We start from the raw sequence: 21178 nt of genomic DNA on the forward strand, positions 1-21178 counted from the left end.
TCGAGGTCTAGCGTCAGAATACGAAGTCGGCGGCGGAACCCGAAGGAGTCTCTTGCGGCAGGCGGAAGAGGTCCTTGGGCATCTCCTCCACGGAGCCTCCGCTCACACGCCCCTTCTTCATGAGCTTCCCCGCGAGGACGATCATCGGATACAGCTCCTTCGACAGCGCCTCCAACTGCGTCTTGGCAAACTTGTAGTCCGGGGCCTCGTGATTCTGGAGCTTCTCCTGCACGGGATTGAAGAGCGCATCCAGCCGGATCTGGACCTTCTCGCTGTAGGCATTGTGCGAGAAGGTGTCCGCTGAAATGCGGTGCCGGGGCAGCCCCAGCGTCAGGGCGATCCGCTCATCCATGGGCAGGATGATCATGTTGAGCGTGTGGTTGAGGTTGTAGCTCTCCTCCAGCAGCCCGGTGCGAACCAGCTTCTTGTACTCCAATTCGTAGGGTGTCCCCGCCCCGAGCTTGGCGATGGCTGTCGTCAAGTTGCTGTCGGGGATGATGTGATGGGACTCGTGCCAATAGGGCAGGTTGCAGGACGTGCGGAAGTTCTTCCCGCCGTCCTTGACGTCCCAGAGGCCCTCCTTGGGAGCATCCACTTCCATGCGTCCACCAACAGTGCGCGCCAGCATCGTCAGCCGCGGGCTGCGGCTGATCTGCTCGCACAGGGCCTTGTAGCGGGGCCAGTTGTAGAGCTTGGGGTCCTCCAGGGCCCGCTTGAAGCCTTGCCACCGGTAGTTGCAGGAATGCTCCTTGAGCACCCCCTCGGGGCCCTTGTGCCGGTCGGCGATGTGGCGGTTGAGGCAACTCCCCCCGTCCGTCGAGCCCGGAACCGGCTTGTGCTTGCCCTTCAGGTTCTTCGCGTCCCAGTTGTGCTGCTTCTGCGACATCGTGCTCTCCCGTCAGTCCGCATGCGCACCGGGGCCCTGGAGCCCGTCGCCTCAGTTGATCTGCACCTTCCCACCCCTGAGCCGCTGGAGCTCGTCCGCCTCGGTGCGGATATTGACTCCCCTAAGCACCACCAATCCATCTCGACGCAGGGTCAGAGAGGCCTTGCCACAGCGCAGGACGACTTCCTCCCGGCCCTCGACGAGAACGCGCCGGCCATCCACTTCCACCTCCTGCGGCTTCCGAGCGAGCGTCTCATCGAGCACGGCCTCGAGCATGGAGGAGGGGCCAGCGGCCTGGAGCAGCCCCATGACCAGAGGCTGAGCGGGGTCCCCCTCCGCGAAGAGGAGCACCACCGACTGGCGGTCGGCGATGGCCCGGGCCAAGACCTGAGCCTCCAGCGCCACCGCGAGGCGCGCGGCAAGCGGCCCCCGGCTATTGGCCGGGTAGTCCACCAGGGCGCAGCCATCCTTCATCCCGAGCAGCCAGCCAATCCGCGGCTCCAGGATACGCTCGGAAGAGTCGAGAACGTCGAGCCGGGCCTTGTCGCGGGGGTTCCCATCAGAATCCATGTGCACAGCTCCTTTCCGCGGTACGGGCTAACGCTCCTCACCACAGACGTCGCACTCGTCATGGGCCGACTTGCCGAAGCCCACGACAGGAGGCTGCATCAACGGGGCGGGCGGCGTGTTCTTGTCATTATGCAGCATCAGGTCGAGGGCCCGCGCCACGTTCTTCCCCTCGAATTCCACGTCAAAGGAGTAGTTGACGAACTCGGCCTTTCCCTTCGTCTTGCCCGAGGCCACACCCCCTCCAGCCGTGCCGGCCTCGTCCCCGGTGCTCGTGCTGAAGTTGGAGTCCTTCACGCACACCGGGTTGCCCTCCACTAGGACCTTCTTGGTGCCTTTAGCCGTGTCCGAAGACTTGGCGATATTGGGATACGGAATGGGCACGGGCCCGCCAGGGCTCGGAGTCTTGCAAACGTCTGGGAAGGCCACCGTGACGCCGTTGGAGTCCTTGGTCACGACAGAGAGTTTGTTGACGCCTACCGTGTTCGCCATCGGCCCTCCCCGCGGGCAGGTGAGCGTGGAAATATACCTGACTCATCCGCTGGATACCACGGACCTGCCCCGGTGAGGGGGGGTCTGACCAGGACCCGCGTAGGGCGCGGCGCAACGGAACGGGCGTCCGTCGGCGGGGCCCAGGCCCGGTCGAGGGGCGGCGGATGGCGCGGCAGGGTCAGCCAGAAGCAGGTGCCCTCAGCCTCCGTGGAGCGCACCTGCAACGTGCCCCCGTGGGCCTTCACGATTTGAGTTAGAGAGGAGATAAAGCGGCCAGGCGGCCAAGGGGGCGTGGAGCCGCTCGCGTCCACGAGCTGCTGGACCGAGCCGGGCTGCTGCGGAAGTTACAGCCCTGGCCTGCAGGTTGACTGCAGCAGTTCGAGGGACATCCTTGAGCAACTCGCTTCATGGGAGCAGGACGGTGAGTGGCGATGGACCTGGCGCCACTCCAGTCCACCAACATGTCGAGTTCTTTGACACCGTCTCGGGGACCGTTCCCAACGCAGAGTCGGGGATCCGTACGTGAGGTTACTTCTTCGGCGCTGGATTCAAGCGCTCCGACCAGACGACGGAAACGATCTTCCAACCGGCTTCCGTGTTCACCAGATGCCAGGCTTCCTTGCCGTGGTTGGTTTCGCGTCCGTCGTCATGGAAGCTGTAGTCGAAGTAGACGGAGGCAACGTCGCCGTCGGTGTCGATGCGGATGTTGGAGAACTTCTCTTCGGTCCGTTGCTTGTCCGCCACGATGCCGTCGATGAAGGTGATGGGGTTGTACTTGCGGTTGACCTCCACCTTGGCGGCTTTGGGATTCTTCTGACGGATGCGCTGCAGGCTCTCGTCGTCCATCACGGCCTGCCAGGTGATGTCTTCGTGCAGGAGCAGCTTGAGGAAGCGCTCCTTGTCCTTGGTGATGATGGCGGATCGGAAGTCCTCGATCACGGCTTCGATTTGTTTGACCGGCGTACCGGTGTCCTTCGGGCTGGCCTGCGCCATGACGGGGGAGGCCATGAGACAGGCCATGAGTAGAAACGACAGCTTCACGAATGCTCCGGTGTCGTGAGTGGGTGGGTGTTTTCGCAGCCGGCGGGGCAACGTGGTCGCAGGGAAGTTATTCCCCGGCCGGCAGTCCCTTCTTTCACGGAGGTGTTGCGGAAGCGATAGAAGCCGGGTTGAGTCCCGCCTCCCAACCGAAGAGCACAACACACGGCCAGCCCAGGCCGCCTTCCCAGGCGGGGCGCGGCACTGGATGAGGCCTGCAGTTGTGCTGGGAGCTCTGGGGTGACCCCTGCGCCGGGGCCAGCCTCCCAGTCCTCCGTAATATCGTGACGACACCGCTCTTTGCGCACAGCCTGCCAACATCACTCCGACTGGCGGACCTTCTTGCCCAGGTGCTGAACCAGGTTCTCCATGGCAGCGCGGCGCTTCGGCTTCTCGGCCATTCGCTTCATGGCGGCCATCATCCCCTCGGTCCTCTGGCGAAGGCCCTCCTGAGCATTCGAGGAGACCAGCCCGTGGACGCTGAAGAACTTCGCGTAGGCATCGATGTGCTGGTAGCCGACCTGCGCCATGAAGGCCGCGGAGAGGGCATCGGAGTCCTTACCGGTGATGGGGATCTGCTCGTTGAAGGAGCCCTTCACCTGGATGTTGGGGAGCTGCGTGAAGGGGCTGAATGCGTTGATGCCGAAGAGCAGCGAGGAACCGATGGCTCCATCGATCTGCTTCTCGAGACCCGAAGGCATCGGCTGGGGGGGGACTCCGGTCTGTCCCGTCGTCCAGGGCGCGGGATAGAGGGAGGGAATCTCGGCGATCATGGAGGTGACCCATGCGTGCGGCACGGCGTCGAGGCTGTTCCAGATGTTCTGGTTCCAGGCGAAATAGTCCTGCTCCAGGCCCAGGCTGACCGGCGGGAACACCTGCTGGAAGAGCTTGGCGAAGTTCGCGTCGCCAGGAGTCGGGCCGGCCGTCGGGAGCACGAACACGTTGCCCCAGTTGGAGGTGCTGAACTTCGTGCCCTTCGAAGTAGCGAGGGCCAGGGCCAGAGTCGGCGCCAGCGCGCCACCCAGGCTGTGGCCGTTGAAGATCAGCGTCTTCGAACCGGTCGAGCCCAGCGAGCACAGAAAATCCACCAGGCTCTTCTGGGTCAGGTTGTCGACCATGCTCAGCAGGTTGTTGACGCCAATCTGGGTCCCCTGCGAGATGTGCGGAGTGTCGAAGCCCGAGGGCGCATTGCACCCACCCAGCGACGGGAACGCCTGCGCAAAGGGGATCGCGCCGACGACACAGTTGTCCTCCAGGATGACATCACTCAGGAGGGCATTGAAGTTGGTCCCCGCGATGGCAACGAAGTAGGCGGACCGGTCGGGGTTCGCCGCGACGTACATGACATTGGCTGGGACGCCCAGGGGCGCGTAGACCACGGGGCCCCAGACGAGCGACCACTTACCGCCCAGATTGGGAAAGACGGCCTTGTTGAGGTGCTCCGCCAGCTGGATGGCCAGGACCAAGGGAAGGCCCTTCGCATCATCGTTCCCCAGGTAGTTGGACTCGTGTGAGAGGATGAAGGCCTGCTGACACAGATTGAGGTTAGGGAGGATCATGGTCGTCCTTGTCGGTTGACTCGTACCGGCTCGAGGGCACGAGGCGGGCGTGGGTTTCGTGGCTTCTGCCTGGGCACCCGCGCAGGGACTGATAGCAAGTCATGGGCCAGGTCCGGCCCGTGCCACTCTCCCTCGGAGCGGGCGTTGTCACACCGTGGCGGCGGACATGTCGCGCCACGATTGACGCGTCAGGCCGGGAGGCTGACACGTCAACCATGTTGCACAGCGACCTGCCGCTCGAAGCGCTGATGGCCGCGCGCGATTCGCGCTCAAAAGGCCTGATTCGTCAGGGTGCCTGTCGTGCACGGCGTTGACCGGATTTGGCGGGTGGGTGGACCGAGGTGATGCCGGTGAGGATGAGATCGACCCCGGCGATGAACTGGGCCCGGTCGTCATGGTCGCGCAGCTGGTCGGCGATGGCCCGGGTGAAGGGATATTCGTCGGGGTCGAGCGCTTCCCAGGCCGTCACCGCCTCGTCGAGGAACGCCCTACGGTCCACGTCATCTTTGAGCGAGCGCGCGCTCGCGACGTTGGCGGCGTTCTGAGCAGCGGCACCGAGGATGTAATGCACCAACGCGAACGTCGCGTTGAACTGGTCGCCCTCGGGCACGCCCAGCGCGCGGACCTGACGACCGATGCGCTCGACGATGCGCGGCGTCACCGACCCCCAGGGTCTCCGGGAGAGCTGCGTTGAGAGCTGCGCGGCGAGCCACGGGTGTTCGGCGATCGCATCGAACAGGCTGAACGCGACGGCGCGAATCTCGTCCTTCGGCGAGCCCAAAGACGCAGCGGGCTCGGCGGCCAGCGCGGCAGCGACCACCGCGTCGGTCGCGGCGTCGAGCAGCTCGTTCTTGTTCGCCACATGCCAATAGATCGCCCCGGGCCCGGTCGCCAGGCGCTCGGTCAGCGCTCGGAATGTCAGCTCGCCCTCGCCGACCGTGTCGAGGAGCTCGATGGCCGCCTCGACGATGCGCTCACGAGAAAGCCCATCCGTGCGCCGCTCTGACCTGCGTTTCCGGGATGCCATGGACCCACCTTGACATGGTTGGAATGCTGTTCCATTTATTATGGAACAGCATTCCAGAAGGAGCAACCATGCACCCCCCCGTCACCATCATCGGCGCCGGCCTCGGCGGACTCACACTCGCGCGCGTTCTGCACGTCCACGGAATCGCAGCCGCGATTTACGAGGCGGAGCCGTCACCGACGTCGCGCGCGCAGGGCGGGATGCTCGACATCCATGACTACAACGGCCAACTGGCGCTCGAGGCGGCAGGCCTGACCGACGAATTCCGCAAGCTCATCCTGGAGGGCCGCCAGGCGATGCGGGTCGTCGACTCGAACGGGTCGGTTCTCTTCGAAGAATCCGACGACGGCTCACGGGGACGCCCGGAGGTGATGCGCGGCGAGCTGCGACAGATGCTGATCGACTCGCTCCCCGCCGGCGCCATTCGCTGGGGTCACAAGGTCAGCAGCGTCCGCGCCCTCGGCGACGGCGGCCACGAGGTGAAATTCGTCAACGGCACCACGGTGGTCACCAGCCTGCTGGTCGGCGCGGACGGTGCGTGGTCACGCGTCCGGCCGCTGCTCTGTGACGCCACCCCCACGTACGGCGGCATGTCGTTCATCGAGACCTGGCTGTTCGACAGCGACACCCGGCACCCGGCCAGCGCGAAAGCGGTCGGCGGCGGGGCGCTCTACGCGCTCGCGCCCGGGAAGAGCATCCAGGCGCACCGGGAGCGAGGCGGAACCCTTCACACCTACGTGGCACTCTCCAGGCCGCAGGACTGGTTCGCTGGTATCGATTTCACCGATGCCGCCGCGGCCAAAGCGCGAATCGCTCAGGAGTTCGACGGCTGGGCACCGGAGCTCACCGCGCTCATCACCGAGAGCGACACCGCGCTGGTCCTGCGCCCCCTCCACGCGCTGCCGAACGAACACCGGTGGGACCGCCAACCGGGGGTGACCCTGCTCGGCGACGCCGCCCACCTCATGCTTCCGTCGGGCGAAGGCGCCAACCTCGCCATGTACGACGGCGCCGAGCTCGGCAAGGCCATCGCCGCGCACCCCCATGACGTCGAGGCCGCTCTCGCGGAGTACGAGACGGCCCTGTTCCCCCGCGCCGTCGCGGTCGCCATCGAGGGAGATCTCCTCCACAAGGCCCTCAGAGACGACGACGTACCCCGAGGCTTCCTCGACCTGCTCACTGGACACGCGCAGGCCTGAGGCCATCTGAAGTCGTAGGCGCGCTCCTCACGCTGGATGACTGGGCCGCCTGCGTCACGCGCCCGGATAGGCGGAAGTCCCGGTCCAGTCCACGCCTGTGAAACCGGCTGCCGTGATGGCGTCAGCAAGCGGCTGGCTGACCAGCGTTACGCCCCACAGCCCTTGCAGCCGGAACAGTTCTCGCCCAGCGGGGATTGCCTCGGGGCGCAGCACGAGTCGCTCCATCGACTGGATGCGGGTTTTCTTGATGCGACTCATCTTGCATCCCGATGCTTCCATGTCGATGGCATCGACCGGTTCGATGGGATGCACCACCCAATAGTCCTTGCTTGCGACACGGCCCTCGTGGTCCAGGATCGTCATGGGCAGGTACTCGACGTGCGTCAGGCCGCGCGCATCGAGGAAGGCATGCAGGCGCTCGGACACGACGAGAATCCCGTCGGTGTTGTGGACGTTGTCCAGGAGCCTCAGCTCGGTCGGGCTTTCCGGATTCATCGCGCTGGAGAGGCCCGCGCTTCCGAGGCTAGCCCATATCGAAGTGCCCTCTTTCAGGGGAACGATTGAGTCAATGCCGCTCGGCTCGAGGAGGGAGCAGGCACCTTCCACGTCGTTGTATCTCCAGATCAGGTAATCCATGTTCAGCGTCCCAGACGGCTTCGTCGTGTAGCCGTCACGGCAGTGGTGAGCCCAGTCATGCCGCGGAATGTTCGCAAAGGGCGGGGGCGCTTGTCGCGGTGTGCATGCCAAGGAGCCCGAGACCCCGGGTTCCCGTTCAACCCATCAGACTCGCGACCGGAGGTCCATCCGGTCGACGTTCTCCTCACGCGCTCGCCCGCTCCTGCTTCCTCCGCCGCGGCACCAGGTTCTCGAACACGAGATACGAGAGCACCACCAGCCCCGCGAACACGGCCGTCGTCCCCACCAGCCACTGGTACGTCAGCGGCTCGCTCACGTGTCCCAGCACCGCTTCCAGGAGCGAGCGGGGCCGGTTCACCACGTTCCAGCTGTTCCACCGCTCGAAGCGCCCCAGGTAGATGCCGTAGCCGCACAGCACCGACGCGGCCAGCACCCCTCCCCACGCCACCGCCCTCCCCCACCGCTCCTCCAGCAGCCGCTTCCACACTTCCAGCGAGAGCAGCCCCAGCAGCCACCCCGTGGCCGCGAAGCTCGCCAGCATCGCCGCGTCGAACCACATCGGCACGCCCGGCCTCGGCCTCAGGTGGATGAAGTCCGTGAGCAGGTACGGCGCGTTGGGAAACGCCAGCAGCCACGCCCCTCCCAGCGGCAGCAGGTTCCACCACCTCCCCCACCCCCGCGACTGCAGCAGCCCCGCCAGCAGCGCGAGCCCATACGGCACCCACGCGAGGAACAGGTTCCACACCAGGAAGACGAAGCTCATCCTCCCGCTCCACTCCAGCCGCAGGTACAGCATGACCACGGCCACGATGCTGCTCAGCAGCACCGGCAACAGCCCGTGGTGACGCAAGTACGAGGTGAATCCGGAGCGCGGGGTCGTCATGGCTTGCACCGTGTTGTGGCCGGAGAGCCACAGGAAGTCCTCCAGCCAGGGAGCGAAGCAAGCCCCGGGCCATTCCCTCGTCCTCCGGTTAATCTCCCCTCCATGTCCGACACGCTGCTCACGAACCTGGAATCCGGAATCCTCTCCCTCACCTTCAACCGCCCCCAGAAGAAGAACGCCTTCACGGGGGAGATGTATGACGCGGCCGCTCGCGCCCTGCTCGAGGCCGACAAGAACGACGCCGTGCGCGTGGTGGTCCTCACCGGCGCGGGCCACACCTTCACCGCGGGCAATGATCTCAAGGACTTCCTCGAGCACCCCCCCACCGGCGAGGACAGCCCCGTGTTCCGCTTCCTGCGCGCCCTCTCGCACCACTCGCGCCCCGTGGTGGCCGGCGTGGACGGCGTGGCGGTGGGCATCGGCACTACCCTGCTGCTGCACTGTGACTACGTGGTGGCCTCCGAGCGCGCCGTCTTCAGCATGCCCTTCATCAACCTGGGTCTGAGCCCCGAGGGCGCCTCCAGTGTGCTGCTGCCCCGCGTGGCCGGCATGGCGCTCGCCTCCGAGCTGCTCATGTTCGGCGAGCCCTTCGACGCGGCCACCGCCCTGCGCGCCGGCATCGTCAACCAGGTGGTGCCCGACGCCAGCCTCGCCGACACGGTGAACACGCGCGCCGCCGCGCTCGCCGCCAAGCCCGTGGAGTCCCTGCGCCTCACCAAGCGCCTGCTGCGCGAGCCCCTGCGCGCCACCGTCGACGAGGCCCTCTCGCGCGAGGGTACTCAATTCGTCCAGCGGCTCGGCTCGGCCGAGGCCCGCGAGGCCTTCAACGCCTTCCTCACCAAGAAGAAGTAGCCCGGGGGCCTACGCCGCCCCTTCCAGCAGCGTCGCATCCGGCTCGTCGTCGCGCACGCGCTGGGGCGTCGCCTTCATCCTCCGGACCACCCGCCCCATGTCCGCCGGCGACACCGGCGGCCACACTCGGGGAGGCGTCCTCGGCAGGCTCTGGCGCGAGGGACTCTCGGCCGGGGCCGTCTCCTCCACGGAAGATGCAGGGGGAACCACCAGGGGAGTCAGGCCGTCGTCCGTCTCGTGCGCCATCGTCGCCTCCGAGGAGAACCGCTACTCCGGGTGAAAAGGCTAGGGCTCCCCTCCTGGACGGTCAAGGCAGCCGGGCTCTGGCAGGAGAATCTGTTTTCCAACCAAAGCCCGGAAAGACCCGACTGTCGTCCAGACAACAGTGCTCAGCGTCCGGAGGGCGCCGGCACCTTCTTCTTCGGCGAGGCGAGGAAGGACTCGATGCCAGGACCCTGGGCCTCCTTGAAGGCGATGCACAGGTCCATCCCCTCGAGCATCTGCGCGAGCATGCGGGGCCCACCCGGAGCGCGCGCCATGCGCTCGGTGAAGAAGGCGGCGGCCTCCTGGCGGTGCACCGGGTCGCAGTACGCGGCGGCCGACCACACCAGCGCGGCGATCCGGTCCTCCTCCAGCCGCGAGGCGAGCGCGTCGTAGTTCTCCTTCACGAAACCGAAGGCCACGTCCCGTGTTTTCACCTGGCCGGCCATGAAGAGCAGCATGACCAGCTCGCGCGTGTCCATGCCGGGCTCCAGCAGCAGCTTCAGGTTCTCCCGCACCAGCGCGGGGTCCCGGAAGCCGCCCAGCGCGTCGATGAGCTGCTCCCGCTTGCGGCGATCCTTCTCCGAGCGCATGGCCGTCATCAGCTTCGCGTGCAGGGCCGCGTCCCCGTGGGCGGCGGCGATGCCCAGCGTGGTGTACACCAGCTCCGGAGCAATCGCCTTGCTGTCACCCAGCCACTTGTCCGTGAGCTTCCTCGCCTCGGCCACCAGCTTCGCGTCTCCGCCCTGCTCCCCGGCGAAGCGCAGCAGCATGGGACGCAGCAGCCGGGTGTCCTCGTCCTCGTTGGCGCGAGGGGTGAATCCGAGTGCCCGGGCCCGAGCCCCGTAGGTGTCGCGCAGGAAGCGCTCCCGGTCTGCCTGGCGCGCGTCCGACAGCATCGAGGGCCTGACCAGCCCCAGCAGCTCCAGCGAGGCCTGGAACACCTGGCGATCCTTGTCCCCGGCCAGGCCCGGCAGCAGGCCCAGGGCATCCGAGGCCGCCATCGTGCCCGCGCTCACCAGGGCCTGCACGTCACCGACGAGGGTCACGCGCTCGGCGCGGGTGAGGGGGACGCCTCCGGAGGAGAGCAGCCGGCCCAACATCTGCGCGTCCAGGGCGGTGCGGTAGTAGCCGGCGCCGTCCGCGTTGGGCAGCAGCCAGGCGGGGCACGCCTTGGACTCGGAGAGCGGCAGCTCGGCCGTCTCGCCCTCCATCACCGTGCAGGCGCGGAACGACTCGCGGCCCGTGCCATAGCGCACGCACAGGGGCACCTTCCACGTCTGCTTCGCGCTGCCCGCCGAGCCCACCGGCAGGAAGCGGCTCTGCGAGAGCTTCGCCACGGGCACCTTGCCCGAGCAGTCCAGCCGCGCGGTGACGAGCGGCGCGCCGCCCTGGTCCAGGAAGGAGCCCAGCACCCCGGACACGTCCTTGCCCGACTCGGCGGACATGGTGTCCAGGAAGTCCTTCGCGGTGGCGTTGCCGTGAGCGTGGGCGCGCAGGTGGCGCTGCACCCCGCGCTGGAAGACGTCCCGCCCCAGCCAGCTCTCCGTCATGGACAGCACCGCGGAGCCCTTGCCGTAGGTGATGCCGTCGAAGGCGTTGAGGATGTCGTCCTCGCTCTCGATGGGCTGGCGGATGTGGCGCGCCGTCACCAGGCTGTCGGAGCCCAGCGCGTACGAGCGCTCGCGCACGCGCTCGATGGGAGCGTCCCACGTGGGCTGCGCGCCCTCGACGATGCGCGGCGTCGCCCAGGAGGCGAAGGCCTCGTTGAGCCACAGGTCGTCCCACCACGCCATGGTGACGAGGTCACCGAACCACTGGTGCGCCAGCTCGTGCATCTGCACGTCGTAGAAGCGGCGCTGCCGGCCGATGGAGTCCTCGGCGGGCTTGGACAGGATGAGCTCCGAGTTGAACGTCACCAGCCCCGGGTGCTCCATGGCGCCCCCGAGCAGCGGCACGGAGAGCACATCCAGCTTCTCGAACGGGTAGGCGATGCCGAAGTACTTCTCCAGGTGGCCGAGAATCTCCGGCGTCACCTGGGCGGCATAGGTGCCCTCCACGGCCTGGCCCTTCGGGGTGATGATGCGGGTACGCACGGCCTTCTCGCCCGAGGGCTTCGCCTCGAGGAAGTCGAAGGGGCCCACGCCAAAGGCGATGAGGTAGCTGGGCAGCGGCTGGGTGCGCGCGAAGCGATAGGTGGTGCCGCCCTGGGCACGAGGCTCCTCGTTCACCAGCGGGGTGTTGGTGACGGCCACGTTGCCCGCGGGCACGTGGAAGGTGAGCTGCCAGGGTACCTTGAAGCCCGGCTCGTCGAAGCACGGGAAGACGCGCCGGGCCCCGAGCGGCTCGAACTGGGTGTACGCGTACCACGCCCCATGGTCCTGGGCGCGGAAGGCGCCGATCGTCTCCCGCTCCGAGAGCTGGCCCTCGTAGGCGAGCCGCAGGTGCGCGGCGCCGGGCGGCAACGTGCTCGCGGGGATGAAGCCGAGGAAGTCTCCGTTACCCTTCGTCTGGGTGAGGGCCACGGCCTTGCCACCGACGGTGAGCGTCGCCTCCTTCACCGTGAGGTAGCGGCCGAGCAACCAGATGGCATCGGTGGCCTCCTTCACCTCCAGGTCGATGTCCACCACACCCTGGAAGGTGGGCTGGGAGGGATCGAGCGTGAGCTCGACGGTATAGCCAGTGGGGCGCACCTGGGAGGGCAGGCGCAGCGAGGGGGACACGGGCGCGGGCCGGGCCGAAGCCTGAGCCTGGGGCACGGGCGAGGGGGCGGCATCCGAGGTGGGAACGGACTGACGAGCACTACAGGCCGTCAACGCGGCCAGCAGGGCGAGCGAAGCACGTCGGGTCGTCTTGGGCATGGGGCGAGGGTCTAGCCCAGGTAGGGCGGGCAGGGTAGCAACGGGCCGTCGCAGCCCCCTTGCCTGGCATCCCGCTTCCAGGTGGAGTGCGCCGCCGTGTCCGCCCCCGCTCCGTCCCCCGAGTCCCCGCCCCTCCCGCTCCCGCTTCCTCCCGCCCGGCTCACCGAGATACTCGGCAAGCGCCCCTCTCCGGTGGTGGGGTGGCTCGCCAACCGGGTGATGGACGCGGTGTGTGCGCTGCCCGCGGCATGGAGGGATGGACTCGCCCGCTTCGTGGGCTGGCTGGCGTTCACCCTGGGCATCCGCCGCCGCGTCGCCCTGGAGAACCTGGCGCACGCGTACCCGGAGAAGAGCGAGGCCGAGCGGCGCGCGATTGCCCTCGGGGCCTACATCACCATGGCGCGCGTGGTGATCGAGTCCATCGACGAGCGGGAGCACGTGGAGACCTGGTGGGAGATACCGGAGGTCCAGGGCCCGGCGTGGGAGGCGCTGAAGGCGAACATCGCGAAGGGCCAGGGCGCGCTGCTGGTGACGGCGCACTTCGGCAACTGGGAGCGCGCGGGGAAGATGCTGCTGCGGCGCGGCGTCCCGCTCAACGCGCTGGTGCGCCCGCTGAATGGGGCACTCAACATGCGCATCGTGGACAACCGGATCGCCGCGGGCGCGGGGCTCATCTATCCGAAGGGCGCCATCGCCCAGGCCCAGGAGGCGGTGCAGCTCGGCGAGACGGTGCTGATGCTGCTGGACCAGTCACTGCCGGCGAAGGCGGCGGTGTTCGTGCCCTTCTTCGGCAGGCCGGCCTCCACCACTCCGGCGATGGCGGTGGTGGCGCAGCGCTCGGGCGCGCCGGTGTTCGTGGTGATGGGCATCCGGGACGCGAGCGGCCGGAAGATGCGGCTGGAGGTGGAAGGGCCCATCCGGGCGCCCGAGGGCCTGAGTGAGCAGGACGCCATCACCGCGCACACGGCGGCGGTGACGGCGGTGCTGGAGCAGTACGTGCGGCGCTACCCGGACCAGTGGCTGTGGCTACACCGGCGCTGGAAGGTGCAGCCGCCACCGGAAGGCTCGGCCGCCCCCCAGGGTTGAATCCCACGAGAGCCATGACGCGAACCCTCTTCATCGGAGACGTGCACGGCTGCGCGGAGGAGCTCGACGCGCTCCTGCGCGAGTGCGGCTACCGCCAGGGAGACCGGGTGGTGCTGGTGGGCGACCTGGTGGCGAAGGGACCGGACTCGGCGGGCGTGGTGCGCCGGGCGAGGGAGCAGGGGATGCTCGCGGTGCGAGGCAACCACGACGAGCACGTGCTGCGCTGGCACGCGGGGAAGATGCCCGAGGGCAAGAAGCTCAAACCCGAGCACAAGCAGGTATTGAAGACGCTGGAGGACGAGGACTGGGCGTACCTCGAATCGCGGCCCCTGCACCTGCACCTCCCCGAGCTCAACGTGCGCGTGGTCCACGGAGGCCTGGTGCCCGGGGTTCCGCTGGAGGAACAGAAGCCGGAGCTGATGCTCAACCTGCGCAGCATCACGCCGGACGGAGAGCCCTCGAAGAAGGTGGATGATGGTGTCCCGTGGGCGAGCCTGTGGAAGGGGCCGGAGCTCGTCATCTTCGGCCACGACGCGCTGCGAGGCGTGCAGCAATACCCGTATGCCATTGGACTGGACTCGGGCTGCGTCTACGGCCAGCGGCTCACCGCGTACGTGCTGCCGGAAGGCCACTTCTACTCGGTGAAGGCGAAGCGGGCGTACATGCCGCTCTGACGGCTCCCGCTTGCATCGGACATCACGGGCGCTCTCTACTGCGCACGAGAGGTGCTCGATGCCGCGAATCAGTCCCTACCTGCTACTGTCCGCCGGGTTGTTCGCGGCGTGTACCTCCTGCACTCGCGAGATACGTGACGAGGACAGCGACCGCATCACCGAGGCGATGCGGCCAGAGCCCCACCCGGACGTCATTCCCGAGGGTGTCGCGCTGAGCAACGAGGCTCCGCCGCTCGCGCCGCCGGACACCCACGCAGCTCACGTGGTGAACGTCCCCGCCCAGCCCCTCCGAAGTCCGGCGCACGCCCACCGGCGCCATCATGGGCTGCGCGGCTCCGTCCGCTATCACCTCGAGCCGCGCCCCGGAGGCAGCACTCCCGGCCTGCTCCCGTGAGCGCGGGCCACTGCCTCACCGCCCTCAGCTCTCGGGCGGGCGCACCACCAGCACGGGCCTGTCCGAGCGCGACATCACCGCCTTGGCCACCGAGCCCATCAACGAGGTCTTCAGTCCCGTGCGTCCGTGCGTGCCCAGGCAGAGCACGTCCGCGTCGAAGCGCTGCGCGGCCTGGAGGATCGCCGTCGCCACGTCCTGGCCCGTGAGCACCTCCACCTGCACCTTGCGCCCGTGGCCATCCGCGTCCCGGGGCACGAGCTGGTGCAACCGCTGCCGCAGCTCCCGCTCGTGCTCCGTCGCCTGCGGCGGCTCGCCCACCGTCACCAGGTACACCGAGCCCCCGTTGGGCAGCAGCGAGAAGGCATACGGAATGGCCCGGTTGGCTGCATCCGAGAAGTCCGTGGCCACCAGCACCGAGCGCAGCACCGGGATGGGCACCGCCACTCCGCGCGCCGCCACCGCCACGGGCACGCTCGCCACCGACATCTTCGCCAGCCGCAGCGCATGGTGCGACACGCTCCACAGCTTGCCCAGCGCCCGCCGCTGGTGCGAGCCCACCACCAGCACATCCACCTTCTCGTCCGCCGCCAGCGTCACCAGGTGGTCCGCGATGCGCCCCACCCCGGGCTCCAGCCTCACCCGCACCGGCGGCTGCCCCGCTGCCTCCAGCGGCCCCGCCAGCGTGCGCACCTCCTGCTCCAGCGCGCGCCGCAGCTCGGGCGTCACGTCCTGGAAGGACATCGGGTGCGCCAGCCCCATGCGCTGGTACTCCTCGTGCGGCCAGTAGATGCGCCCGGCCACCACCTCCACCTGGCCGTAGCGCCGCAGCCGCTGCAGCCAGTCCCGCGCCGCCTCGAAGGGCTGCGAGCGGTCCACCCCCAGCATCACCCTCAGTGGCCGCGTCTCGCGCACCCACGCCTCGAAGGGCTCCGCGTCCCGCACCACCAGCAGCGGCACCGGCAGCGCCGTGGCCAGCCGGTCCACCGTCCCTCCCACCCCCAGGAAGGGCGAGGCGCTCGTCGGCCCCGCCGTCACCACCAGCCCCGCTCCCTTCTCCTCCGCGAAGCGCGCCAGCTCCTCGGCCGGCTCGCCCGTCAGGAGCTGGAAGCTCACCCGCGTCCCCAGCTTCTCCAACCGCTGCACTTCGTCCCGCAGCGCCGACATCGCCGTGTCCTGCAACGTCTTGCCGAAGGCGCGCGCCAGGTCGCCCGGAAGCACGTGCACCAGGAAGAGGGGCTCGTTCAACTTACGCGCGAGCTCCGCGGCGGCCGTGGCCGCTCGCTGCGCGGCGTCCGAGAAATGGGTGGCACAAAGGATGGTCATGGAGGCTCCAACACGGTGGGCCCGGCGGCCCGGGTCATCGAAGAGGTCGGTTCACTTCCCGTGCCGGGCACTCTAAGCCAGCAAGGGCCTCTTCCGGCGCGGGACAAACGCCCTCGCGCCAGGCGTAAAAGCTGCGCACTCGGGGGAGCCCACCGCAGAGCCTGCACGTCCGCCCCCGGAACGCCCGGACGGCCGGCTCCGGTCCCGGGCTGGCGCTCCCCGCATCGCTACCTTCAGCAGAAGAGGCCCTGGAGAATCCCATGTTCCGCTGCCCTTCCTGTGGCGCCTTCAACCGCGTGCGAGAGCCCCCTCCCCCTGGCCAGCCGACCTGTGGCCGTTGTCAGCGGCCGCTCGACCTGTCGGGTGCCCCCCAGGAGGTGGACGGGGAGGCCTTGTGGCGGGCGGTGAGTGCCTCACCCGTGCCCCTCCTGCTGGACCTGTGGGCGCCCTGGTGTGGCCCGTGCCGTGCCGCCGCCCCCATCCTCGAGGCGGTGGGCCGCAAGCAGGCGGGCCGGCTCGTCATCCTCAAGCTGAACACCGACGCGAATCCCCAGGCGGCCAGTCAGCTGCGCGTCCAGGGCATTCCCACCTTCGTCGTCTTCTCCGGCGGCCGGGAAGTCGCACGCCGCAGCGGGCTGCTGCCCCAGGCGGAGCTGGAGCGCTGGGCCCTGTCGGCCGCGCAGGGTCAGGGGCCGTCGGCCTCGGTTTGAGGGCACGGTGAGGAAGAGGCATGGCGTCGGCGCTCCTCACGGACCTCTATGAATTCACCATGGTGGACGCCTACCTCGCGGAGGGGCTCCACGACGAGGCCGCCTTCAGCCTCTTCGTCCGCCGGCTGCCCGCGCGCCGCAACTTCCTGCTCGCCAGCGGGCTGGAGGACGCCCTCACCTGGCTGGAGTCGCTCCGCTTCTCGGCGGAGGAGCTCGCCTGGCTGGAGTCACTGGGACGCTTCTCTCCGCGACTGCTGGACTGGCTGGAGCACTTCCACTTCACCGGAGACGTGCACGCGGTGCCCGAGGGCACGCCTGTCTTCGCCGAGGAGCCGCTGCTCGAGGTCGTCGCGCCCCTGCCCGAGGCGCAACTGGTGGAGACGTACCTCATCAACCAGATGCACCTGCAGACGCTGGCGGCCTCCAAGGCGGCGCGAGTGGTGGAGGCGGCACGAGGCCGGCCGGTGGTGGACTTCGGGGTGCGGCGGATGCACGGAGAGGACGCGGGCCTGAAGGTGGCGCGTGCGGCCTATGTCGCTGGAGTGAGCGCCACCTCCAACATGCAGGCCGGCCAGCGCTATGGCATTCCTGTGTCCGGCACCCTGGCGCACAGCTACATCCAGGCGCACGACGACGAGCTCGCCGCCTTCCGCGCGTACGTCCGCCGCTTCCCCGAGACGACGCTGCTGGTGGACACGTACGACACGCTGGAGGGCGTGCGGAAGGTGGTGGAGCTGGCGCGAGAGCTCGGGCCGGACTTCCGGGTGCACGCGGTGCGGCTGGACTCGGGAGACCTGGTGTCGCTGGCGCACTCGACGCGCTGGCTGCTGGACGCGGCGGGCCTGGAGCGAGTGCAGATCTTCGCGAGTGGCGGGCTGGACGAGGACGAGGTGGACATGCTGCTCGCGCACCACGCACCCATCGACGGCTTCGGCGTGGGCACGGCGATGGGGGTGTCCGCGGACGTGCCCGCGCTGGACATGGCCTACAAGCTGGTGGAGTACGCGGGCCGCGGGAGGCTCAAGCTGTCCACGGGCAAGGCGCTGCTGCCTGGACGCAAGCAGGTGTTCCGCGAGGAAGAGGACGGCGTGGCGAGGAGGGACGTGCTGGCGCGCCACGGCGAGGTGTTGCCGGGACGACCGCTGCTGCGGCAGGTGATGCACGCGGGTACGAGGCTGGAAGGCGCCTCGCCCTCGCTGGAGGCGATACGAGCGCACGCGAGGGAGGAGTTGGCACGCCTGCCCTTGGAGGTGACGCGGTTGGAGCCAGCCCGGCCGCCCTACCCGGTGGACGTGAGCCGCGCGCTGAACGAGGCGAGGGAGCAGATTGTCGCGCAGCTGCGGGAGGAGCTGCACGCGCCATGAAGCGGCCCGAGGAGGAGAGACGATGCGGATGAGGTTCCGGGACCGGAGCGAAGCGGGAAGGATGATGGCGGAGCGCCTGAAGGAGCTGCGTGACGAGTCGCCGGTGGTGCTGGCGCTGCCTCGGGGCGGAGTCCCGGTGGGCTATGAGATAGCGATGGCCCTGGGAGCACCGCTGGAGGTGCTCGTGGTACGCAAGCTGGGAGTGCCGTGGCGGCCGGAGCTGGGGATGGGAGCCATCGCCGAGGGAGGCGCGATGTATGTGAACCCCGAGGTGGTGGCGTACGCGGACCTGACGGACGAGGACGTGAGGGCAGTGGCGCTGGAGGAGGCACGCGAGCTGGCGCGGCGGGTGCGTCTGTACCGGGGCGAGCGGCCGTTGCCGGACGTACGAGGACGCACGGTCATCCTGGTGGACGACGGACTGGCGACGGGAGGCACGGCGCGAGCGGCGGCGCGAGCAGTGCGCGCGTTGGGGCCAGAAAGACTGGTGCTCGCGGTCCCAGTAGCTGGCGAGGAGACAGCGAAGGGGCTGGGCAGCGAGGAAGTGGACGAGGTGGTGGCGGTGCAGGAGCCGGAGATGGTCGGCTCGGTGGGGGCGTGGTACGAGGACTTCCATCAGGTGGACGACGAGGAGGTGCTCGCACTGCTCACGGCGGCGCGAAACCTCGGAGCCTCGCCAGCCCCCTGAGCCCCACCCTCCTCGTCGCTCTCGCTACTCCTTGAAGATGGCGACGGAGGGAACGCCGTCCGGCCCCATGTAGCCGCGGTACATGCCCGTCGAGTTGAAGGGCGTGGCCACGTTGCCCTGCGAGTCCATGGCGATGACACCGCCCTCGCCACCGGCCTTCACGAGCACGTCCAGGACGACCTGGTTGGCGGCCTCGAGCAGCGGCAATTGCAGGTACTCCACGCGGGCGCAGATGTCTCGGGCCACGCCGTAACGGATGAAGTATTCGCCGTGGCCGGTGCCGGAGACGCCGCAGCGCGGATCGGCGTAGGTGCCTGCACCGATGATGGGCGAATCCCCCACGCGGCCGAAGCGCTTGTTCGTCATGCCGCCCGTGGAGGTGCCCGCGGCGAGGTTGCCGGACTGGTCGAGCGCCACCGCGCCCACGGTGCCGAACTTGTGGTCACTCCCGTCGGGAGTCTCGTAGAAGGTCGAGGGCCCCTGCGGCTGCCCCGGCTCGGGCGGCGCCTCCTGCTGCTTCTTCTCCGCCTCCAGGGCGCGCTGCAGCGCCTGCCAACGCTCCTCGGTGAAGAAGTAGCTCTCGGGGACGAGCTCCACGCCCTGCTGCTTCGCGAACGCCTCGGCGCCCTCGCCGACCATCATCACGTGCGGGGACTTCTCCATCACGGCGCGCGCGAGCGTGATGGGGTTCTTCACATGGTGCAGACCCGCCACGGCGCCAGCCTCTCGAGTACGCCCGTTCATGATGGCGGCATCGAGTTCGTTCTTGCCGTCATGGTTGAAGACGGCGCCCTTGCCGGCGTTGAAGAGGGGCGAGTCCTCCATGACGCGGATGGCGGCGGTGACGGCATCCACGCTGGAGCCTCCCTTCGCCAGAACGGCGTGACCGGCCTGGAGGGCCTCGGCGAGGGCGGCGCGGACAGCGGCCTCGGGCTCCGGGGTGAGGGACTCGCGCTTGATGACGCCAGCGCCGCCGTGAATGACGATGCCCCAGCGCGGGGCGGGCTTGGAGACGTCGTCGGAAGAGCTCATGAGCTTCTCTTCTTCCCGTTTGGTGGTGAGGGCAGTGGAACACCCGAGCGGCAGGAGCAGGGCTGTCAGGGCAGCGGCCGAGAGGGCACGACGGAGCGGAGCGGGCATGCGCGGAGTCCTCGTGGGGTCACTTCCAGGCCCGGGTTCTGCCCCATCGCAAGCGCCGGGTCCAGACACGGCCCGCGCTGGCACCCGGGCCTCTCGCCACACGTTCAACACTCGGGCGAGCGATGGAAGGGTCCGATGATTAGAACGCTCCGCCAGATTCAGGAGGATGAACGATGCGTGCTGCCGTCTACGGAGCGGGCGGTTCGAAGAGCCATGAGCTCGTGGTGAAGGACGTTCCGGATCCGAAGCCGGGCTGGGGCGAGGTGCGGGTGAGGGTGCGTGTCTCGGGCGTGAACCCGACCGACTGGAAGGCGCGCGAGTGGTCCGCCCGGAACCTGCCGTGGCCGGAGCAGATCCCCAACCAGGATGGCGCGGGGGAGATCGACGCGGTCGGAGAAGGCGTGGACCCCTCCCGGCGCGGTCAGCGCGTCTGGGTCTATCACGCGGCCCGCCAGCGGCCGAACGGGACCGCCGCCCAATACACGGTCGTGCCCTCGGCCCAGGCGGTGCATCTGCCGGAGGGCATCTCGTTCTCGCAGGGCGCGGGCCTGGGCATCCCCTACCTGACCGCGCACCGCTGCCTCTTCGGCGATGGAGGCGTGCAGGGCCGGACGGTGCTCGTCAGCGGCGGCGCGGGTGCGGTCGGACACGCGGCGATTCAGCTCGCGCGCTGGGCGGGCGCGCGAGTCATCACCACGGTGAGCTCGGAGGAGAAGGCGCGGATCGCCTCCGACGCGGGCGCGCACGGGGTGCTCAACTACCGCGACGCGGACTTCCGCGAGAAGCTGAAGGCCGCCGCGCCTGGTGGGATTCATCACGTCGTCGAGGTGGCGCTGGGGGCGAACCTCGAGGCCATGCTCCCAGCGCTCGCGCCCCACGCCGTCATCTGGACCTACGCGACCGAGGAGAAGGACCCCGTGCTGCCCGTGCGGGCACTGATGACCAACAACCTCAGCATCCGGGGCATGCTCGTCTACGGGCTCACCGCGCAGATGCTCGAGGACGGCGTGCGCGACGTCACCGCGGCGCTCCGAGCCGGCGCGCTCGAGCCGCTGCCGGAGCATCGTTTCACGCTCGAGCAGACCGCCGCCGCACTCGACGCGGTGAAGAAGAACGCGGTGGGCAAGGTGCTCATCGACATCCCGTGACGGCGGACGTGTGGCCTGGGAGCCCGCGAGGAGCTCCCGTGCCATCTCCCTCGCTACGGCTTGGGTTGCGCGGCCGGGGCCTTCTGCGGCGTGTTCCCCGCCTTGTCTTCCTTGACCTTCACCTTCGTATTCGCGGGCTTCTGCTTGAAGAGGTCGGGATCGGTTCCGCCCGTTCCAGAGGTGGTCACCTTGGGATTGGTGTCCTGGTCCAGGCAGGTGGTGCAGGAGGTCGTGGTCTGGGCCTCCTTCACATTTGCAGAAGGAGCACCGCCCCTCGGCGCAGCACTGCCCTTCGCGCTACTGCCTTTCTGCTCGGCTGCGAGGGTGGGACCGCCAGCCATCAGCAACACCAGACACGGGACGAACCGCGACAGCATCTTCATGGAGTCT

22 protein-coding genes are annotated in these 21178 nt (G+C 68.5%); 9 read left to right on the forward strand and 13 right to left on the reverse strand.

All coding sequences use genetic code 11. The features are described from left to right. Positions 1 to 13 precede the first annotated feature (13 nt). The 6 genes from DAT35_RS15710 to DAT35_RS15740 form a co-directional block, all read right to left on the reverse strand. Entirely contained in the window at positions 14 to 886 is an 873-nt protein-coding gene (locus DAT35_RS15710; RefSeq protein WP_108067792.1) for an AHH domain-containing protein, read from the reverse strand. 51 nt (positions 887 to 937) lie between these two features. After that, a complete protein-coding gene (locus DAT35_RS15715) occupies positions 938 to 1456 on the reverse strand; it encodes a DUF6484 domain-containing protein (RefSeq protein ID WP_233261494.1) in 519 nt (172 codons plus the stop codon). Between the two features lie 27 nt (positions 1457 to 1483). After that, positions 1484 to 1945 (reverse strand): DUF4150 domain-containing protein, encoded by a 462-nt coding sequence (locus DAT35_RS15720; RefSeq protein WP_108067793.1) that lies wholly within the window; start codon positions 1943 to 1945, stop codon positions 1484 to 1486. Between the two features lie 528 nt (positions 1946 to 2473). Continuing rightward, positions 2474 to 2986: a nuclear transport factor 2 family protein gene (locus DAT35_RS15730; RefSeq protein ID WP_199242899.1), complete on the reverse strand. Its 513-nt coding sequence runs from the start codon at positions 2984 to 2986 to the stop codon at positions 2474 to 2476. A gap of 317 nt (positions 2987 to 3303) precedes the next feature. Then, entirely contained in the window at positions 3304 to 4542 is a 1239-nt protein-coding gene (locus DAT35_RS15735; protein ID WP_108067796.1) for a hypothetical protein, read from the reverse strand. 286 nt (positions 4543 to 4828) lie between these two features. Next, on the reverse strand, positions 4829 to 5569 hold the full coding sequence (locus DAT35_RS15740; RefSeq protein WP_108067797.1) for a TetR/AcrR family transcriptional regulator: 741 nt from the start codon (positions 5567 to 5569) through the stop codon (positions 4829 to 4831). Positions 5570 to 5637: 68 nt separating this feature from the next. On the opposite strand from DAT35_RS15740, the gene DAT35_RS15745 reads away from it, so the two are divergent. Continuing rightward, positions 5638 to 6768, forward strand: a complete 1131-nt coding sequence (locus tag DAT35_RS15745; protein WP_108067798.1) for an NAD(P)/FAD-dependent oxidoreductase — start codon at positions 5638 to 5640, stop codon at positions 6766 to 6768. 54 nt (positions 6769 to 6822) lie between these two features. Here DAT35_RS15745 and DAT35_RS15750 read toward each other — a convergent pair whose 3' ends face one another. Both DAT35_RS15750 and DAT35_RS15755 read right to left on the reverse strand, forming a co-directional pair. Then, positions 6823 to 7404 (reverse strand): imm11 family protein, encoded by a 582-nt coding sequence (locus DAT35_RS15750; protein WP_108067799.1) that lies wholly within the window; start codon positions 7402 to 7404, stop codon positions 6823 to 6825. Between the two features lie 184 nt (positions 7405 to 7588). Next, complete coding sequence (locus DAT35_RS15755; protein ID WP_108067914.1) at positions 7589 to 8287, reverse strand: DUF1361 domain-containing protein; 699 nt, start codon at positions 8285 to 8287, stop codon at positions 7589 to 7591. A gap of 102 nt (positions 8288 to 8389) precedes the next feature. Here DAT35_RS15755 and DAT35_RS15760 point away from each other — a divergent pair, with 102 nt between their 5' ends. Continuing rightward, a complete protein-coding gene (locus DAT35_RS15760) occupies positions 8390 to 9139 on the forward strand; it encodes an enoyl-CoA hydratase (protein ID WP_108067800.1) in 750 nt (249 codons plus the stop codon). Positions 9140 to 9148: 9 nt separating this feature from the next. Here the strand turns inward: DAT35_RS15760 and DAT35_RS15765 are convergent, their stop codons facing one another. Both DAT35_RS15765 and DAT35_RS15770 read right to left on the reverse strand, forming a co-directional pair. Beyond that, positions 9149 to 9385, reverse strand: a complete 237-nt coding sequence (locus tag DAT35_RS15765) for a hypothetical protein (RefSeq protein WP_108067801.1) — start codon at positions 9383 to 9385, stop codon at positions 9149 to 9151. A gap of 143 nt (positions 9386 to 9528) precedes the next feature. Continuing rightward, positions 9529 to 12261 carry a M1 family metallopeptidase gene (locus DAT35_RS15770; RefSeq protein WP_108067802.1) on the reverse strand — a complete coding sequence of 911 codons (2733 nt, stop codon included), beginning with the start codon at positions 12259 to 12261 and terminating at the stop codon, positions 9529 to 9531. Between the two features lie 96 nt (positions 12262 to 12357). Here DAT35_RS15770 and DAT35_RS15775 point away from each other — a divergent pair, with 96 nt between their 5' ends. From DAT35_RS15775 to DAT35_RS15785, 3 genes are read left to right on the forward strand one after another with little or no spacing between them, the layout of a single operon-like run. Next, positions 12358 to 13347 carry a lysophospholipid acyltransferase family protein gene (locus tag DAT35_RS15775; protein WP_108067803.1) on the forward strand — a complete coding sequence of 330 codons (990 nt, stop codon included), beginning with the start codon at positions 12358 to 12360 and terminating at the stop codon, positions 13345 to 13347. A 14-nt stretch (positions 13348 to 13361) separates the two neighbouring features. Beyond that, positions 13362 to 14021, forward strand: coding sequence for a metallophosphoesterase (locus tag DAT35_RS15780; protein ID WP_108067804.1), 660 nt, complete (start codon positions 13362 to 13364; stop codon positions 14019 to 14021). A gap of 58 nt (positions 14022 to 14079) precedes the next feature. Beyond that, positions 14080 to 14415, forward strand: a complete 336-nt coding sequence (locus tag DAT35_RS15785; RefSeq protein ID WP_108067805.1) for a hypothetical protein — start codon at positions 14080 to 14082, stop codon at positions 14413 to 14415. Positions 14416 to 14439: 24 nt separating this feature from the next. Here DAT35_RS15785 and DAT35_RS15790 read toward each other — a convergent pair whose 3' ends face one another. Then, a complete protein-coding gene (locus DAT35_RS15790; protein WP_108067806.1) occupies positions 14440 to 15738 on the reverse strand; it encodes a universal stress protein in 1299 nt (432 codons plus the stop codon). Between the two features lie 260 nt (positions 15739 to 15998). Between DAT35_RS15790 and DAT35_RS15795 the strand changes: the two genes are divergently transcribed. From DAT35_RS15795 to DAT35_RS15805, 3 genes are read left to right on the forward strand one after another with little or no spacing between them, the layout of a single operon-like run. After that, positions 15999 to 16448, forward strand: a complete 450-nt coding sequence (locus DAT35_RS15795) for a co-chaperone YbbN (RefSeq protein WP_108067807.1) — start codon at positions 15999 to 16001, stop codon at positions 16446 to 16448. Positions 16449 to 16468: 20 nt separating this feature from the next. Further along, a complete protein-coding gene (locus tag DAT35_RS15800; RefSeq protein ID WP_108067808.1) occupies positions 16469 to 17812 on the forward strand; it encodes a nicotinate phosphoribosyltransferase in 1344 nt (447 codons plus the stop codon). A gap of 22 nt (positions 17813 to 17834) precedes the next feature. Continuing rightward, positions 17835 to 18500, forward strand: coding sequence for a phosphoribosyltransferase (locus DAT35_RS15805; protein ID WP_199242900.1), 666 nt, complete (start codon positions 17835 to 17837; stop codon positions 18498 to 18500). A gap of 24 nt (positions 18501 to 18524) precedes the next feature. Here the strand turns inward: DAT35_RS15805 and DAT35_RS15810 are convergent, their stop codons facing one another. Further along, positions 18525 to 19640 carry an isoaspartyl peptidase/L-asparaginase family protein gene (locus DAT35_RS15810; protein ID WP_108067810.1) on the reverse strand — a complete coding sequence of 372 codons (1116 nt, stop codon included), beginning with the start codon at positions 19638 to 19640 and terminating at the stop codon, positions 18525 to 18527. Between the two features lie 173 nt (positions 19641 to 19813). Here DAT35_RS15810 and DAT35_RS15815 point away from each other — a divergent pair, with 173 nt between their 5' ends. Then, positions 19814 to 20788, forward strand: coding sequence for an NADPH:quinone reductase (locus DAT35_RS15815; RefSeq protein ID WP_108067811.1), 975 nt, complete (start codon positions 19814 to 19816; stop codon positions 20786 to 20788). Between the two features lie 53 nt (positions 20789 to 20841). On the opposite strand, the gene DAT35_RS58165 is transcribed toward DAT35_RS15815, so the two are convergent. Beyond that, positions 20842 to 21171, reverse strand: coding sequence for a hypothetical protein (locus DAT35_RS58165; RefSeq protein WP_146209732.1), 330 nt, complete (start codon positions 21169 to 21171; stop codon positions 20842 to 20844). Positions 21172 to 21178: the final 7 nt, after the last annotated feature.

This window comes from Vitiosangium sp. GDMCC 1.1324 (assembly GCF_003044305.1).
Taxonomy (GTDB): domain Bacteria; phylum Myxococcota; class Myxococcia; order Myxococcales; family Myxococcaceae; genus Archangium.